The sequence below is a fragment of the Cryobacterium fucosi genome (genome assembly GCF_004403515.1).
In the GTDB taxonomy this organism is placed as follows: Bacteria; Actinomycetota; Actinomycetes; order Actinomycetales; family Microbacteriaceae; genus Cryobacterium; species Cryobacterium fucosi.
Window position 1 is genome coordinate 1 of the sequence record NZ_SOHH01000088.1, and the last position, 16,436, is coordinate 16,436.

Consider the following 16,436-nt stretch of genomic DNA (forward strand, 5'->3'; position numbering starts at 1 on the left):
GTGCGGGTGTCCTGCCAGACGATGGCGTTGTAGACGGGCAGGCCGGTGGTGCGGTCCCAGACCACGGCGGTCTCGCGCTGGTTGGTGATGCCGACGGCGTCGATGTCGTGCCGGGTCAGGTTGGCCTTGGACAGCGCCTGGCCGATGACCTCACGGGTGTTGTTCCAGATCTCCATCGGGTCGTGCTCGACCCAGCCGGCGCGCGGGAAGATCTGCTCGTGCTCGAGCTGGCCGGTCGAGACGATCGAGCCTGCCTTGTCGAAGATGATCGCGCGGGAACTCGTCGTTCCCTGGTCGATCGCAATGATGTACTGGGCCATTGATAACTCCTTTGTTGTCGTGCGGTTCAGGTTAGGCGTTCGAGATGAGTGCGCGCGGCATCCGTCGACGGATGCCGCGCAGCCATTCCCCGGCTAGGCCAGGATGGGCAGGAGGACCGCGGAGGCCCAGCCGGCGAGCAGCCCGCCGATGATGGGGCCCACGACGGGAACCCACGAGTAGGCCCAGTCGGAGGAGCCCTTGCCCTTGATCGGCAGCAGGAAGTGCGCGATCCGGGGCCCGAGGTCACGGGCCGGGTTGATCGCGTACCCCGTCGGCCCGCCGAGCGAGGTGCCGATCACGATGACCAGCAGCGCCACGGGCAGGGCTCCGAGAGCGGCGAGGCCGCCGCTCTCACCCTGGCGTCCGCCGCCGAACGCGATCACCACGAACACCAGCACGAAGGTGCCGATGACCTCGGTGACCAGGTTCCAGCCGTAGGAACGGATGGCCGGGCCGGTCGAAAACACGCCCAGCTTGTTGGCCGGGTTCGGCTCCTGGTCGAAGTGCTGCTTGTAGGCCAGCCAGACGAAGACCGCGCCGAGCAGGGCGCCCAGCATCTGGGCCCCGATGTAGGCCAGGACGGAGACGGCGTTCACCGGGACGCCCGAACCGAACTCGGTGGCACCGGAGGCCACCAGGCCCAGCGTGACCGCGGGGTTGAGGTGGGCGCCGGAGTTGTAGGCGACGATGACACCGGAGAAGACCGCGAGGCCCCAACCGATGGTGACCATGAGGAAGCCGCCGCCGACACCCTTGTTCTTGGCGAGGGCCACGTTGGCGACCACTCCGCAGCCGAGGAGGACCAGCAGGGCTGTGCCCACCAGTTCCGAAAGAAAAACGATACCGAGATTGTCCACATTGACACCCTTGTTTGGTTGAACTGGAGGAACCGAGAGAAAACGGATCCTGCAAAACCTATCGAGTCGGCCCGGCCGAAGGTGCGCGTTCGACTGCACGTCCGTGCAAATCCGGGTCGCAGATCAGGCGCGTTGCGCCGGTCGACCGGTCAGCGGTGCGCGCGCCGCGCTGCCGGCTCAGGCGATCGAGCCGGCCGTCTCGGGCACGGCGGACAACTGGACCCCGTGCGTCTCGCGGAGCATCGCCACGGCGAGCGCGACCTCATTCTCGCGGGTGGCGGCATCCCAGCCGAGCACCGGCGCGACCACGCCCGCCAGCTCGTCGAGCAGCGGCAGGCTGAGTTCGCCGCGGAAGGCCAGGCTGGTGCGGCGCAGCACCAGGTCGAGCAGGTGCATCACGGATTCGGTGGCGGCCAGGTACTCGATCTCCCGCCGGGTGTAGCCGGCATGGTTGGCCAGCGGGGCATCGGCTTCCTCGGTGAGCCAGTCGATCACGTCGGCGGCGCGGGTGCCGTACCGGGTGAGCAGGGCCGCGGCGCGCGGGGCGCCCACCTCGTCGCCGTGGGCCGCGACCCAGACCTGGTGCGCGGCATCCGTCACCGGGAAGTCGCGCCCGCCTCCGATGGCGAGCCCGACCGTCGACACCACCCTGGGCAGGCCGAGCAGGGCGAGGATGTCGCCGCTCAGGTGTTCGGCGAGGGCGCGGAACGTGGTCCACTTGCCGCCGACCAGGCTGAGCAGCGTGCCGGGGCGGGCGCCGAGCGGCCGGGACTCGATCCGGTAGTCGCGGGAGACGAAGCCGGGCTGTTCGTCGTCGTGCCTGGGCAGCGGGCGCACCCCGGCGAACCGGAAGACGATCTGCGACCGGTCGACGGCGACATCTGGGAATACGTGCGTGACCAGTTCGAAGAAGTAGTCGACCTCGTCTTCGGTGCACCGGGCCGGCTGCGTCATGTCGTGTTCGAGGTCGGTCGTGCCGACGAGCACCCGGTCGGCGAGCGGGTAGATCAGCACGATGCGGCCGTCCTTGTGCTCGAAGAAGATCTCGCGCCCGCCGGTCGCGGCGAGCAGCTCCGGGTTGTCGAGCACGACGTGCGAACCCTTGGTGCCGCCCATGTAGGCGCTGGCCTGGCCCAGCGCCGCGTTGGTGAGGTCCGTCCACGGCCCGGAGGTGTTGACGACGACGTCCGCCTGGAAGCTGAACTCCGCGCCGGTGAGCGTGTTGCGCAGGCGCACGCCGTCGGCGTCCATTCCGACCGCCTCGAGGTAGTTGGCGCTGCGGGCGTGCGGGCCAACGGCCAGGCCGTCGCCGAGCACGTCGAGGGCGAGGCGCTCCGGGTCGTGCATCGAGGCGTCGTAGTAGGTGGCCGTGTACTTGAGGGAGGGGTTCAGCCGGGGCAGCTGGCGCAGCGACTCCTTCGCCCCGCGGAACTCGTGCCGCGGAACCGTGCCGCCGTCGCGCGAGAAGGAGTCGTACAGGGTGAGCCCGACCTTGATCAGCAGGGCGCCGCGCTCCTGCGCCGCCCCCTGCCGGTGGGAGAGGAAGCGCAGCGGCGCGCTCAGCACCCCGGAGAAGGTGGAGAAGATGGGCACCGTGGTCTTCAGCGGCTTCACGTAGTGCGGGGCGGTCTTCAGCAGCGCGTTGCGCTCCTCGACCGACTCCTTGACCAGGCGGAACTCGCCGTTCTCGAGATAGCGCACCCCACCGTGGATCATGTGCGACGAGGCGGCCGACGCTCCGGAGACGTAGTCGCCCTTGTCGACGATGACCACGTCGACGCCCTGCAGGGCCAGGTCGCGGAAGGTGGCGATGCCGTTGATTCCGGCTCCGATGATGAGGACCTGCGCACGGGGGTCGGCCTGGATGGCGGCCTGGGCCTGGATCGCTGTGTTCTGCACTGTTCGCTCACTTCTGTGTGGGTTCGCAGCCGTGAAACACTCACAGCCGGCTCATCGTCGATTTGCACTCGGGGCAAACCGTGTGGGTCAATACAGCTTGACTACGTCCACACAAACGGTCAAGCTGGCTGAACATATGTGCAAGGAGCGGGAATGACTCTGCCGAACGATCTGACGCTGTCCGACCGGACCAGCGACGCCCTCACCGCGGCGCACCTCTACTACATGCAGGACCTGACGATGGATGCCATCGCCCACGAACTCCACACCTCTCGATCCTCGGTTTCTCGCCTGCTCAGCCAGGCCAGGGCAAGCGGTCTCGTCGACATTCAGATCCGCTCTCCCCTCGACGCGACGAGCAATCTGGAGAAGGTCATCTTCGACCGGTACCACGTCACCGCACACGTCGTTCCCGTTCCCGATCACGCGAGCGACGTCGATCGGCTGGACCGGGTGGCCCTCTCGGTTGCACGGATTCTCGGCCAGTATTTCGATTCGAACATGACCATGGGGATCGCCTGGGGCTCCACCTTGAACGCGATCAGCCGGCATGTCACGCCCAAACGCACCCACAACTCGCAGATCGTGCAGCTGAACGGCGCCGGCAACATGCGCACGACCGGCCTGGATTACGCCAGCGAGATCCTCCGCCGGTTCGGCGACGCCTTCGGCGCCCACGTCGAACAGTTCCCGGTGCCCGCGTTCTTCGACGACCCGGCAACCCGGCAGGCGTTCTGGCGGGAACGCGGCGTGATCCGGCTGCTCCAAATGCAAGGTCGGATGGACGTGGCCCTGTTCGGGCTCGGCTCCCCATTTTCGGATGTCCCCAGCCACGTCTACGCCGGCGGGTACCTCGAGAGCGAGGACTTCGATGCCCTCGGCCGGGGCGGCGTCGTCGGCGACGTTGCCACGGTTTTCTTCCGCGCCGACGGGTCCACCGACGGGATCCCCCTCAACGAGCGCAGCACCGGTCCGGATTTCGCCGTGTTGCGCCGCGCCCCGCGCCGGATCTGCGTCGTGTCCGGCAGCTCGAAGCTGGCCAGCCTGCATGGGGCGCTCTCGGCACGGCTGATCACCGACCTGTTCATCGACGAGGGTGCCGCCCACGCGCTCTGCGACGGAGCATGACGACGACCACGGCGACCAGGGGGCCCGCCGGACGCCACCGCGGGTGAGTGGCGACCGGTGGGCCGACTTGTCAGTGCTTCTGCACGTACTTGACGGGGGCGGGCAGTCCGCGTGCCGCGCGCACGGAGCGAGAGAGCCTCTCAATCGACTTGAGGGCGTTGAGAACATCATCTGCTGTGACCACGAACGGCATGTTGTGGATCGTCTCACCCGGCAGCGTTGAGGCTGTCGCGATGGCCCTCAGCTCCTTCTCGTCGTCCAGGCCGAGACCGATCTCGGTCAGCGTCGTGGGCAGACCGACCAGAGTGGTGAACTCGATGAAGTCTTCCACCTCGGTCCGTGGGGCGCCCTCGAGGACCAGCTGGGTGAGGGAGCCGATGTTCACCTTCTGACCGTGGGTGAGCCCGTGGGTCTGCGGGGCCGCGGTCAGGCCGTTGTGGATGGCATGGGCCGCCGCCAGACCGCCCGACTCGAAACCGAGCCCGGACAGGAGCGTGTTCGCTTCCACCAGCTTCTCAAGCGCAGGCGTGACCAGGTTGTCACGCACGGCATCGAGTGCGGGAAGGGCGTTCTCCCAGATGACGTCCCACGACAACTTGGCCAGCGCGGTGCCGGTCTGAGTCGGCAGCCCCCCGGCCATCGTGGTCGCGTTGGCGGCCGCCGTGGCCCGGGCCTCGAGCCAGGTCGCCAGCGCGTCGCCGACTCCAGCGATCAGGAACTCGACCGGCGCGTCGGCCACGATCTGGGTGTCGATGAGCACGAGGTCGGGGTTGCGCGGGAAGAACCGGTACTCGACGAACTCGCCCTCCTCCGTGTAGATCACGGAGAGTGCCGAGGTGGGAGCATCGGTCGACGCCACGGTGGGCACGCTGACCCAGCGAATTCCGGCCAGGAAGCCGGCCGCCTTGGCCGAGTCGATCGTGCTTCCGCCACCCACGCCGATGATCACGTCGGACTTGGTTGCGCGGATCTTCTCGACCAGCGCGTCGACCGCGGCCGCGGTCGCGAACCGGCCGAATTCGACCCGTTCAACGCGGAGGCCCACGCCGGCGAAGCTCGCCGACACCTGCTCCCCTGCGAAACCCCAGACGACGTCATCAGCGACGATCAAGGGGGCCGAGCCGATCTGGGATACGAACTCGCCGAGGCGACCGATCGCTCCCTTGCCTTGGACGTAACGTCCGGGGCTCATGACTGTGCGGATTGGAGTGGTCATCGTAGACCTTCTTCCTGGTCGAACTGCGTCTACATCTTCGTGGGACGGTAGCGGTGAACCGGTCTTCCGGATCACAGATTTCACACTACGCCCGCCGATTCGGCCGGGTCAGGATGCCCTGCACCGGGCGGGCCGGCGACCGCGCCTCCGAACGGGTTCCGGCACGTTTGCCCAATCCGAGATCGAGGCTCGCCGATCAGTCTTGACAGACAAACACCCAGCCTCGACCATTTTTCTGAATGCTATTCAGGATTCTCGGGCGGACGTCATTGGTTCCAGGAGCCGTCGATGCACGTCTGTGCAAATCGGGAGCCGCCAGCGGCCCGCTACCGGCAGATGCCCGCCGACTCGCCGGGTCCACGCTCCTGGCGAGCGTCTTTCCAGCGATTCGGCGGGCATTCCCGCTGCGGTACGGCGGGCCGGCACCTCACCCGATCAGCGGGTTTGGTGCGCCGTCGCTACACCCGTGCCGACTGAAGCAGGACGGCGGCGGCGGACCGGGCTGCGCCGGCGCCGGCGGCGGCGACCGCGGCGACCGCGGCATCCCGGCATTGGGCCACCGTGACGCCGCGCAGGAATTCCGCCACACCGCCCAGGGCGCGCGGGGACATCGACAGGCTGGTCGCCCCGAGTCCCACCAGGATGGCGGCGAGCATCGGATCGGCCGCGGCCTCACCGCAGACCCCGACCGGCTTGCCGGCCGCCATGCCGGCCTGGCAGGCCTCCCGGATCATTCGCAGGACCGCCGGCTGCCAGGGGTCGTTGAGCAGGGCGAGCTCCCCCATCAGCCGGTCGGCCGCCATCGTGTACTGGGCGAGGTCGTTGGTCCCCAGACTCGCGAAGTCCACCCGATCGAGGATGGGGCCCGCGGTGACGGCGGCGGCCGGAGTCTCGATCATCACGCCCACGTTGTGCAAGCCGTGTGCGGCGCAACGGGCCGCGAATTCCACGGCCTCGTCGACGGTCGCGATCATGGGCGCCATGACTCCGACGTCGGCGTTCTCCGCAGCGGCCGCCGTGGCGATGGCCCGCAGCTGGGTGTCCAGCAGTTCCGGCCGCCGCCACGCGGTGCGATACCCCCGGATGCCCAGGGCAGGGTTGACCTCGTCGGCCGCCGTGACGAAGGCCAGCGGCTTGTCGGCCCCGGCATCCAGCGTTCGGATGGTGACCTTCTTCCCGGGGAACGCGGCAAACACCCGACGATAGGCGGCAACCTGTTCGTCGAGACCGGGAGCCTCGGCGTGGTCGAGGAAGCAGAACTCGGTGCGGAAGAGTCCGACCCCCTCGGCCTTCGCCTCGATCGCGGCGGCAACGCTGTCGGGCGAAGCCACGTTCGCGAGGAGCTGCACGCGGTGCCCGTCCCCGGTCAGCCCCGTGCCGTCGAAGGCGACCTCCCGGCTGACCTGTTCCTCGGCTCGCGCCACCTGGTCGTCGGTGGGGTCCACGACGATCTCACCGGTCGTGCCGTCAACGATCACCACACTTCCCTCGGGCAGGTCCATCGCATCGCGGGCCGCCACCACGGCCGGCAGGCCGAGGGCACGCGCGAGGATGGCCGTGTGGGAGGTCGGGCCGCCTTCGACGGTGACGATCGCCCGACACACCGACGGGTCGATCAGCGCCGTATCGGCCGGGGCGAGGTCCCGGGCCACGAGCACGTACGGCTCGACACGATCCGGCAGGCCAGGTGCCGGTCGGCCGAGCAGCTCGGACACGATGCGGTTGCGCACGTCGTGCAGGTCGGGGATGCGCTCGGCGAGGAGCCCCCCCTGCTCCCTGAAGGCCGACGCGACCTCGCCCACAGCCGCCCAGACGGCACGCTCCGGAGTGTGGCCCTGCCCGGTCACCCGGTCGACGGCAGCATCGATCAGCCCGGGATCCGCGGCCATCAGAGCCGTCGCCTCCAGAATCCCCCGCGCCGCTCCCGAGACCCGGGCCGCCCTGTCCCTGAGGGCCAGGGCGACGGATGCCGAGGCCGCCACGATCCGTTCCACGGCCGCCTCCCGCTCGCGCCCGGAAAGTGTCACGGCCGCCCCCGGCTCGTCCACCGGCTCCTGCATCCGCACGATCGGGCCGACGGCGAGGCCGGGGCTCACGCCCAGAGGCCCGCTCGACGGCGCCACGCTCGACGGCGGTGCCTCCGGTTGCGACCCGGACAGCGCTGATACGGGCGCGCGAGCGCTCGTGTTCTCCAGTTCCCCGAAGCCCGTTCCGACCAGGTCGCTCACGGCCTCGAGTGCCTCCAGGGCCTGCCGCCCGGCCGCTGCGACAGAGATCGTGTCACCCTTCCGGGCGCCGACGGTCAACAGCGCGGTCGGGCTGTTCGCCGGCACCGGGGGCTTGCCGGTGCGGAGGTTGGCGACCGTCACCGTCGCCTCAAAGGCGCTGATGGCAGTGACGAGCATCGAAACCGGTCGCGCGTGCAGGCCGTCGGGGTTCAGGAGCACCACCTCGATCGTGTGTTCCGCCGCCGGGCCGGAGTCGACCGGCAGGCCGGCCGGATCCTCGTCGCCCAGGTGGCTCTGCTTGGCGCGGAGAGCTCCCCGGGCCTCACTCTCCACCTCGTCAAGGGTGGCGCCACCCGCCGCGCGCACGACCGCCGCCATCAGACCCTCCACGAAGGGGGCGCTGCTGAGCCGGACGGGCAGGTCGGGGTCATCCGAGAACTCCAACGCCATTTCCGCGCTCATCACCGCCGAGCCCAGATCCATCATCACCAGCACGCCCTCGGGAGAGGAGACCTCGGCGATGGCCTCGGCGACCTTGAACGCATCCGTTCCCGTCACGCCCTCGCCGGCACCGGCCGCGATCGCGATGGCCGGGCCGTTGGCCCCGACCATCTCCAGTGCGAGATCCACTGCCGCGTGCGCGAGCCGGGGACTGTGCGATACCACTACGATTCCGATCACGATCTACTCCTTGACGAGGATCTCGGCCAGAGCCTGGAAAAGCAGCGACGTCGACGCGGCCCCCGGATCGATATGGCCGATGCTGCGCTCCCCGAGGTAACTCGCCCTGCCCTTGCGGGCGAGCAGGGCTTCGGTGGCATCCCGCCCCGTCTGCGCGGCGGAGTAGGCGGCACCGGCCGCCGAGGAGATGTCGGAGGAAACGAGGAGGGCGTCATCGAACGCGTCGAGCGCGGGAGCGAGGACATCGAACATGGTCTTGTCCCCGGCCTCAGCCTTGCCGCGGGCCACGACACCGTCCAGCCCTGCACGCAACGCTGCCGCCAGGCCGGGCGCGTCCAGAGTCCCGACCGGTCCGGCCGTCGTGCCGACCCGCAGGAAGAAGGTGCCGTAGAGGGGGCCGCTGGCGCCGCCCACCGACGTCACCAGGGTCATGCCTGCGCCCTTGAACAGTTCGTCGACGGTACCGGCCGGTGAGGCCTGGATTCTCTCGACGACCGCCCCCATGCCGCGGGTCATGTTCGAGCCGTGGTCGGCGTCGCCGATGGCCGAATCCAGCTCGGTGAGATAGGAGACCTGCTCGGTCACCAGGTCGCGAAAACGGGTGAGCCAGCCGGTGAGCTGGTCAAGGCTGATCGTGTCATTCACCATGGTGCTAGATCCCCCAGCGCAGCCCGGCGGTGTTCACCGGCGCATCCCACAGGTGGAGCAGGTCATCGTCGGCCTTGAGGATCGTGACGGAGCAGCCCGCCATGTCCAGCGCCGTGATGTAATTGCCCACGAGTGAGCGGGCGACCGTGATGCCGGCGGCGTCGAGGATCTTCCTCACTTCGGCGTACATGACGTACAGCTCGATCAGCGGGGTTCCGCCCAGCCCATTCAGCATCACGATCGTCGGGGCGCCGGTGAAGTCCAGGTCGGCGAGGATCGGCTCGACGAGTTGACGGGCGACCTCGGCGGCCCCGGCCAGCGGCACGCGGCGGCGTCCGGGCTCCCCGTGGATGCCCACCCCGATCTCCATCTCGTTCTCGGGCAATTCGAAGGTCGGTTTTCCGGCCGACGGAACCGTGCAACTGCTGAGGGCGACGCCCATGGAACGGCCGGACTCATTGACCTGCCGGGCCACCGCGGTGACGGCCGCGAGGTCGCGGCCTTCCTCGGCGGCCGCACCCACGATCTTCTCGAGCAGGACCGTGGTGCCGACGCCCCGGCGGCCGGCGGTGAAGGTTGAATCCTCGACCGCGACGTCGTCGTTGACGACCACGACGGAGACCACGATCCCGGTCTCCGCCGCCAGTTCCGCGCCCATTTCGAAGTTCATCACGTCGCCCGTGTAGTTCTTGACGATGTGCAGCACGCCCGCCCCGCTGTCCACGACCTTCGTCGCCTCGAGCATCTGGTCGGGTGTCGGCGAGGTGAAGACCGCTCCGGCGCAGGCCGCGTCGAGCATCCCCACACCGACGAAACCACCGTGGAGCGGCTCATGACCGGTTCCTCCACCCGAGAGCAGGGCGACTTTGCCTGCCCTCGTCGGGGCTGCTCGATAGATGATGCGGTTGACGTGGTCAACGCGAAGTTCCGGATGCGCGGCCGCCACGCCGACGAGGGAATCGGCGAGAACCGTCTCCGGGGAGTTGATCAGTTTCTTCATGTTGAGACCTCCAGGTTTACCTTCATGTTTGCTCTCCGTTGAACTTTCGAGGTGGATCCGCGAGACGCGTTCGCCCGCAACTCAGACAAGCCACAGAATGCAATTCGACAATGTCGAATATCCTCCGGGAAGATGGCTGATGTCAACACGGGTTATGAAGAAGCGTCGATGGCGCAGCATACTGAAGGAACCAACCGGAGGTGCAGATGTGATTCAAGCCATCGATCGTGCGGCGAAGGTGCTGGCGTCGTTGCAAGGCGCACGCCACCTCGGCATCACCGAACTCTCCGCCGAACTGGGGCTGCCGGTCTCGACCGTGCACGGCATCGTCAAATCGCTGCAGGGCCACGGGCTCGTCGCGCAGGAGCCCGGCGGCAGCCGGTACATGCTCGGCCCTGCCCTGCTCAAACTCTCGAATGTCTATCTCGACACGCTCGATGTGCGTGCCCGGGCCATGCGCTGGACCCTCGAACTCGCGCGCCGAACCGGACTGTCCACACGCCTGGGGGTGCAGTTGTTCGACGAGATCATCATCATCCACCATAACCAGCGGCCGGACGGCAGCCAACAGATGCCCGAGACGGGCCTGTCCATCCCCGCCCACGCCTCCGCAATGGGCAAGGTTCTCCTCGCGTACAGCCCCGAGTACGCCTCCGGATTGCTGGGGAGGCCGCTTCGCAGTCTCACCGGGGCCACGATCACGGACCCGGCCCGGCTGGCCATCCAATTGGCCTCGATCGCGGACTACGGCATCGCCACCGAAGAGGACGAGGCCGTGCTGGGCGAGTCGTCGGTTGCGGCGCCCGTGGTCGACACCCGCGGCACCGTCATTGCCGCGGTCGCCGTCGTCGTTCCGTCGAGCGAGTGGCCTCCCGAATCCAGTGTGCTCAACGGCTTGCGCGAAACGGCCCGGAACATCTCCCGGGAACTCGGTGCCAGCACCTGGCCGCCGCGAGCACCCCGACCGGCCGTCGCGGTGCATCCGGAGTCGTGAGAGCCGCTCGCCGGCCGGAAACTCGAACGGGAATTCTTTCGCACGAGATGCGTTGAGATATAACTAGTAGTACTAAGAAACGTGCTCCGGGGTCGGTGTAAGTCCGAACCGGCGGTGAAAGTCCGCGACCCGTTCCGCCCCAGGGCGAAACGGTTGAGCTGGTGAAATTCCAGCACCGACGGTTAAAGTCCGGATGAGAGGCGCACGAGTCGAAAGATTCCTTCGGGTTTCGATCGACGGGTTTCGCCCTGCGCGCGACCCACACGGTGTCCACGCACCACTTCCCCGGAGTTCGTTACGGAAACGAACGAGGACGGGCATGGACCAGGACGCGGCACTCCAACGCTCCATGCGGCGCGCCCTCGAACTGGCCGCCAACGGGCCGGCCACCGGGCCGAACCCCCGCGTCGGCTGCGTCATCCTCGCCGCCTCCGGCGAGGTGCTCGCCGAGGGCTGGCACCGCGGCGCCGGAACGATGCACGCCGAAGTCGACGCGCTCAGCAGGCTGCCCGGCGGAGGCGCCCGCGGCGCGACCGCCGTGGTCACCCTCGAACCCTGCAATCACACCGGTCGCACCGGCCCCTGCGCGCTCGCCCTGATCGAGGCCGGCATCGCCCGGGTGGTCTACGCCGTGTCCGACCCCGGCCACGAATCGTCGGGCGGCGCGGGCAGGCTGCGCGCGCACGGGATCGACGTGCTCGGCGGACTCCTCGAGGCCGAGGTCTCGGACTTCCTCGCCGACTGGCTTGCGGCGGCGCGCCTCGGCCGCCCGTTCGTGACGCTCAAATGGGCTTCCAGCCTCGACGGCCGTGCCGCCGCCGCCGACGGCACCAGCCGGTGGATCACCGGCCCGGAGGCGCGCCAGGACGTGCACCGGCGCCGGTCCGCGGCAGACGCGATCATCGTCGGCACCGGGACGGCCCTCGCCGACGATCCGTCGCTCACCGCCCGGGATGCCGCCGGGGCGCTCCTGCCCGGCCAGCCGATGCCGGTAGTGATCGGCCGCCGCAGCATCCCGTCGGATGCCGCGCTCCGCTCCCACCCCCGCCCGCCGCTGTTCCTCCCCGGCCACAACCTCCGGGCCGTGCTCGCCGACCTGCACGGGCGTGGCATCCGTCACGCCTTCATCGAGGGCGGCCCGCGCCTGGCGAGCGCCTTCGTGGCGGCCGGGCTCGTCGACGAGTACCTCGTCTACCTGGCCCCGACCCTGCTCGGCGGCGGAAACCTGGCCCTCGGCGAAATCGGCGTGACCGGCATCGACGGGCAACGCCGCCTGACCATCGAACATTACGACCGGCTCGGCGACGACCTCCTCGTCGTCGCCCGCCCGAGATAAGGACCCCCATGTTCACCGGAATCATCGAGGAACTCGGCCGCATCGAGCGGATCGAACCGTCCGCGGACGCCGTGCGCCTCACCGTGCGCGGGCCCCTGGTCGTCTCCGACGCGGGGCACGGCGACTCGATCTCGGTCAGCGGCGTCTGCCTCACCGTCGTCGAGCGCACCGAGGAGACGTTCACGGCGGATGTGATGGCCCAGACCCTGGCGATGTCCACCCTCTCCGGCGCCACCGCCGGCACCCCGGTGAACCTGGAGCGGGCCGCGCTGGTCGGCGGACGCCTGGGCGGGCACATCGTGCAGGGCCACGTCGACGGCACCAGCGAGCTGCTCGCGATCACCCCCGGCAAGGCCTGGCGGGTGCTGCGGTTCAGCCTCTCCCCCGAACTCGCCCCGCTCGTCACGAGCAAGGGCTCCATCGCCGTCGACGGCGTGTCGCTGACCGTGAGCGAGATCAGCCCCGCGAGCGCCGCCGAAGCGTGGTTCGACGTCTCGCTCATCCCCGAAACCCTCACCGCCACGACGCTCGGAGAGCGTTCGGTCGGCGATCACGTCAACATCGAAACCGATATCCTGGCCCGCCACGTCGAGCGCATGCTCGACCTGGCGGCCGCAGGATCGAAAAGGAGCCTGTCATGAGTCTCGCCGACATTCCCACCGCCCTGGACGCCCTGCGGCTGGGCAAACCGGTCATCGTCGCCGACGACGAGGGCCGGGAGAACGAGGGCGACGTGATCATCTCCGCCCAGATGGCCACGCAGGAGTGGCTCGCCTGGACCGTGCGCTACTCCTCCGGCTTCATCTGCGCCCCGATGTCCAACGACCTCGCCGACAAGCTCGACCTGCCGGTCATGGTGCTGAACAACGAGGACCCGCGCGGCACCAACTACACCGTGTCCGTCGACGCGGCCGACCGTCTCAGCACGGGGATCAGCGCCGCCGACCGCGCCCACACCCTGCGCGTGCTCGCCGACCCGGCGTCAACGCCGGCGAGCCTGCACCGGCCCGGCCACATCATGCCGCTGCGCGCCGTGGACGGCGGTGTGCGCGAACGCGACGGCCACACCGAGGCGGCCGTCGACCTGATGAAGCTCGCCGGTCTCGTCCCCGTCGCCGGAATCAGCGAAATCGTCGCCGAGGACGGCGAGATGATGCGCCTGCCCGGGCTGCTCGAACTCGGCGAGCGCGAAGGGGTGCTGGTGATCACGATCAAGGACCTGATCGCCTACCTGCAGGAATTCCACTGCGACACCGATCTGCCGACGGTGAGCCCGATCCTCGAATCCCCGCGGGTCGACTTCGAGGTGGAGACCACCGTGCCCACCCGCCATGGCTCGTTCCAGATCCGCGCCTACCGGGACCGGATGACCGGCGCCGACCATGTCGCCATCGTCTCGGGGACCCCGGGTGACGGCGCCCTCGTGCGGGTGCACTCCGAGTGCCTGACCGGGGAGGCGTTCGGCTCTCTCAAGTGCGAGTGCGGCCCCCAGCTGGACGGCGCACTCGAGACGATCCAGGAGGAGGGCGGCATCGTCGTCTACCTGCGCGGCCAGGAGGGTCGCGGCATCGGCCTGATCAACAAGTTGCGCGCCTACAAGCTGCAGGAGGACGGGCTGGACACCTTCGACGCGAACCTCGCCCTCGGTCTGCCTGCCGACGCCCGCGATTACGGCGCTGCCACGGCCATCCTGCACGAGATGGGCATCTCCTCGGTGCGGCTGCTGACCAACAACCCGGAGAAGCTGCGCCAGCTCGAGGCGCACGGCATCACCGTGACCGAGCGGGTGCCACTGATCGTGGGCGTCGGCAGCCACAATCAGGACTACCTGGCCGTGAAACGCGACCGGATGGGCCACCACATCGCACACACCGAAATCCTGAAGGGCATCGCACTATGAGCGGAGCAGGTTCACCCTCGATCGCCGTCGACGGCACCGGACTGAGAATCGTGATCGTCGCCGGTCGGTGGCATGACGTGATCACCGACGGGCTGATCGCGGGTGCCGCCCGGGTGCTCGAGGCCTCCGGCGCGAGCTTCAGTCTGGTGCGCGTGCCAGGCAGCTTCGAACTGCCGGTCGCCTGCAAGGTGGCGCTGGAGAACGGGGCGGATGCCGTCGTCGCCCTCGGCGTGATCATCCGTGGTGGCACGCCGCATTTCGAATACGTCTCGGCCGCGGCAACGGACGGCCTCACCCGGGTCGCCCTGGACACCGGCAAGCCCGTCGGCTTCGGCGTGCTCACCCTCGACGACGAGCAGCAGGGCCTCGACCGGGCCGGCCTGCCCGGGTCGAAGGAGGACAAGGGAGAGGAAGCCGCGTCGGCCGCCATCGCGACCGCCCAGGTGCTGCGCGCGCTGCGGTCCGGCTCCGCCGGCTAGGCACCCTCGCGGCGCAGGTTCGGGAACGTGGCACGCCGTGGAACGTGCGCCGCGTTCCCAAAGGTGCGCCGCGAGGATCGCCGGTTGTCTGACCGGCCTACTTGCCAGCCTGGTCTCGACAGGCTCGACCACCGGGCAGGCTCGACCACCGGGCAGGCTCGACCACCGGGCAGGCTCGACCACCGGGCAGGCTCGACCACCGGGCAGGCTCGACCACCGGGCAGGGTCGACCACCGGGCAGGGTCGACCACCGGTCGGTGGTCGAGCCTGTCGAGACGGCCGGATGCGGTTAAGCTCTTGTGGTGAGTACCACGACCAGCAGCACGAGCAGCACCGGCGCCCCCGGATCCGCCGCCCCGACCACCCGCCGGGCCCGCTTGGGCCGGCTGGGCCGTCGCACCGGGGCGGTGTCCGGGCCGCGGGCGAAATTCAGCCAGCTCCTCCCCTACCTCCTCGAGCACAAGCGCGTGCTCAGCGTCGTCATCGTGCTGAGCATCCTCGGCGCCCTGGCCAGCCTGGCCCAGCCGCTGCTCGTCAGCCAGGTCATCACGGTCGTGCAGAAGGGCAACCCGCTCGGCGCGATCGTCTGGGGCCTGATCGCCCTCGTCGTGGTCTCCGGCCTGATCAGCGGCTACCAGCACTACCTCCTCCAGCGCACCGGCGAGGGTGTGGTGCTCTCCAGCCGCCGCAAACTGATCGGCCGGATGCTGCGCCTCCCGATCAGCGAATTCGACACCCGGCGCACCGGGGACCTGGTCTCCCGGGTCGGCTCCGACACCACCCTGCTGCGTGCGGTGCTCACCCAGGGACTCGTCGAGGCGATCGGTGGATCGCTCACCTTCCTCGGCGCGCTGATCGCGATGCTCGTCATCGACCCGGTGCTGCTCGGGCTGACCGTACTCGTGATCGCGGCATCCGTCGTCACCGTGACCCTGCTCTCGCAGCGGATCCGGGTGGCCAGCCTCGCGGCGCAGGCGAAGGTCGGCGACCTGGCCGCCAGCGTCGAGCGCGCCATCAGCGCGGTGCGCACTGTGCGCGCCTCGAATGCGACCGACCGGGAGATCGCCGCAGTGGAGGAGGACGCCGTCGGCGCGTGGAAGATGGGCATCCAGGTCGCGAAGATCTCCGCCCTCGTCGTTCCGATCGCCGGGATCGCCATGCAGGTGTCGTTCCTCGTCGTGCTGGGTGTGGGCGGTTTCCGGGTGGCGAGCGGCACCATCACGGTCGCGAACCTGATCGCGTTCATCCTCTTCCTGTTCCTGATGATCCTGCCGCTCGGCCAGGCCTTCGGGGCGATCACCTCGGTGAATTCCGCGCTCGGCGCCCTGGGCCGGATCCAGGAGATCATCGACCTGCCCGCCGAGGACCAGTTCGACCGCGACATCGCTCCGCTGGCGATCACCGTCGGCGCGGCCAACGAGTCGGTGCGGCCGGATGCCCCGGCGGTCTCCTTCGAGGACGTGCACTTCGGCTACGCGGCGACGGCGGAGGTCGAGCCCGACGCCGTGCCGGCCGAACCTGACCTGCTCGAGGCGGATCTCGCGGCGACGGAGGGCGCGGACGGCACCGCGAAGCGGCTTCCCACCGCAGCTGACCTGTTCGACACGGTCCCGCCCGACGAGACCGCCCCGCCCGAGGACATCGGTGCGGATGCAGCGGCCCGGCCCGCGGCGCATGCGCCGGCGAATACTGCCGTCCCCGCGGCCGCGCCCGAGCCCGCCGAGCCGCGGCCGGTGCTCCGCGGGGTCT

14 protein-coding genes and 1 riboswitch are annotated in these 16,436 nt (G+C 69.3%); of the genes, 7 read left to right on the top strand and 7 right to left on the bottom strand.

The features are described from left to right. The 3 genes from E3T48_RS13115 to E3T48_RS13125 form a co-directional block, all read right to left on the bottom strand. Positions 1-320, bottom strand: a 320-nt coding sequence (locus tag E3T48_RS13115) for an FGGY family carbohydrate kinase (protein ID WP_241986811.1), incomplete at its 3' end; no start/stop codon positions are given. A 93-nt stretch (positions 321-413) separates the two neighbouring features. After that, positions 414-1,178, bottom strand: coding sequence for an MIP/aquaporin family protein (locus E3T48_RS13120; protein WP_134524492.1), 765 nt, complete (start codon positions 1,176-1,178; stop codon positions 414-416). Positions 1,179-1,355: 177 nt separating this feature from the next. After that, positions 1,356-3,077, bottom strand: coding sequence for a glycerol-3-phosphate dehydrogenase/oxidase (locus tag E3T48_RS13125; RefSeq protein ID WP_134524493.1), 1,722 nt, complete (start codon positions 3,075-3,077; stop codon positions 1,356-1,358). 153 nt (positions 3,078-3,230) lie between these two features. Here E3T48_RS13125 and E3T48_RS13130 point away from each other — a divergent pair, with 153 nt between their 5' ends. After that, positions 3,231-4,205: a sugar-binding transcriptional regulator gene (locus E3T48_RS13130; protein WP_134524494.1), complete on the top strand. Its 975-nt coding sequence runs from the start codon at positions 3,231-3,233 to the stop codon at positions 4,203-4,205. A 70-nt stretch (positions 4,206-4,275) separates the two neighbouring features. On the opposite strand, the gene E3T48_RS13135 is transcribed toward E3T48_RS13130, so the two are convergent. The 4 genes from E3T48_RS13135 to dhaK form a co-directional block, all read right to left on the bottom strand. Further along, the gene (locus E3T48_RS13135; RefSeq protein WP_134524495.1) at positions 4,276-5,421 is read right to left on the bottom strand and encodes a glycerol dehydrogenase; all 1,146 of its coding nucleotides are present in this window, start codon (positions 5,419-5,421) and stop codon (positions 4,276-4,278) included. A gap of 458 nt (positions 5,422-5,879) precedes the next feature. Further along, positions 5,880-8,330 (bottom strand): phosphoenolpyruvate--protein phosphotransferase, encoded by a 2,451-nt coding sequence (gene ptsP, locus E3T48_RS13140; RefSeq protein WP_134524496.1) that lies wholly within the window; start codon positions 8,328-8,330, stop codon positions 5,880-5,882. Between the two features lie 3 nt (positions 8,331-8,333). Next, entirely contained in the window at positions 8,334-8,978 is a 645-nt protein-coding gene (gene dhaL, locus E3T48_RS13145; RefSeq protein ID WP_134524497.1) for a dihydroxyacetone kinase subunit DhaL, read from the bottom strand. 4 nt (positions 8,979-8,982) lie between these two features. Beyond that, on the bottom strand, positions 8,983-9,978 hold the full coding sequence (gene dhaK, locus E3T48_RS13150) for a dihydroxyacetone kinase subunit DhaK (protein WP_134524498.1): 996 nt from the start codon (positions 9,976-9,978) through the stop codon (positions 8,983-8,985). 208 nt (positions 9,979-10,186) lie between these two features. Here dhaK and E3T48_RS13155 point away from each other — a divergent pair, with 208 nt between their 5' ends. The 6 genes from E3T48_RS13155 to E3T48_RS13180 all read left to right on the top strand — a co-directional run. After that, positions 10,187-10,972, top strand: a complete 786-nt coding sequence (locus E3T48_RS13155) for an IclR family transcriptional regulator (protein ID WP_134524499.1) — start codon at positions 10,187-10,189, stop codon at positions 10,970-10,972. 78 nt (positions 10,973-11,050) lie between these two features. After that, a riboswitch (FMN riboswitch) is annotated at positions 11,051-11,181 on the top strand. A gap of 110 nt (positions 11,182-11,291) precedes the next feature. After that, a complete protein-coding gene (ribD, locus tag E3T48_RS13160; protein ID WP_241986812.1) occupies positions 11,292-12,308 on the top strand; it encodes a bifunctional diaminohydroxyphosphoribosylaminopyrimidine deaminase/5-amino-6-(5-phosphoribosylamino)uracil reductase RibD in 1,017 nt (338 codons plus the stop codon). 8 nt (positions 12,309-12,316) lie between these two features. Beyond that, entirely contained in the window at positions 12,317-12,949 is a 633-nt protein-coding gene (locus tag E3T48_RS13165) for a riboflavin synthase (RefSeq protein ID WP_134524500.1), read from the top strand. Then, on the top strand, positions 12,946-14,208 hold the full coding sequence (gene ribA, locus E3T48_RS13170) for a GTP cyclohydrolase II (protein ID WP_134524501.1): 1,263 nt from the start codon (positions 12,946-12,948) through the stop codon (positions 14,206-14,208). The genes E3T48_RS13165 and ribA overlap by 4 nt, the downstream gene beginning before the upstream one ends. Further along, the gene (gene ribH / locus E3T48_RS13175) at positions 14,205-14,687 is read left to right on the top strand and encodes a 6,7-dimethyl-8-ribityllumazine synthase (protein ID WP_134524502.1); all 483 of its coding nucleotides are present in this window, start codon (positions 14,205-14,207) and stop codon (positions 14,685-14,687) included. Before ribA ends, ribH begins: the two co-directional genes overlap by 4 nt. Positions 14,688-14,989: 302 nt before the next feature. Continuing rightward, positions 14,990-16,436, top strand: a 1,447-nt coding sequence (locus E3T48_RS13180) for an ABC transporter ATP-binding protein (RefSeq protein WP_420898380.1), incomplete at its 3' end; no start/stop codon positions are given.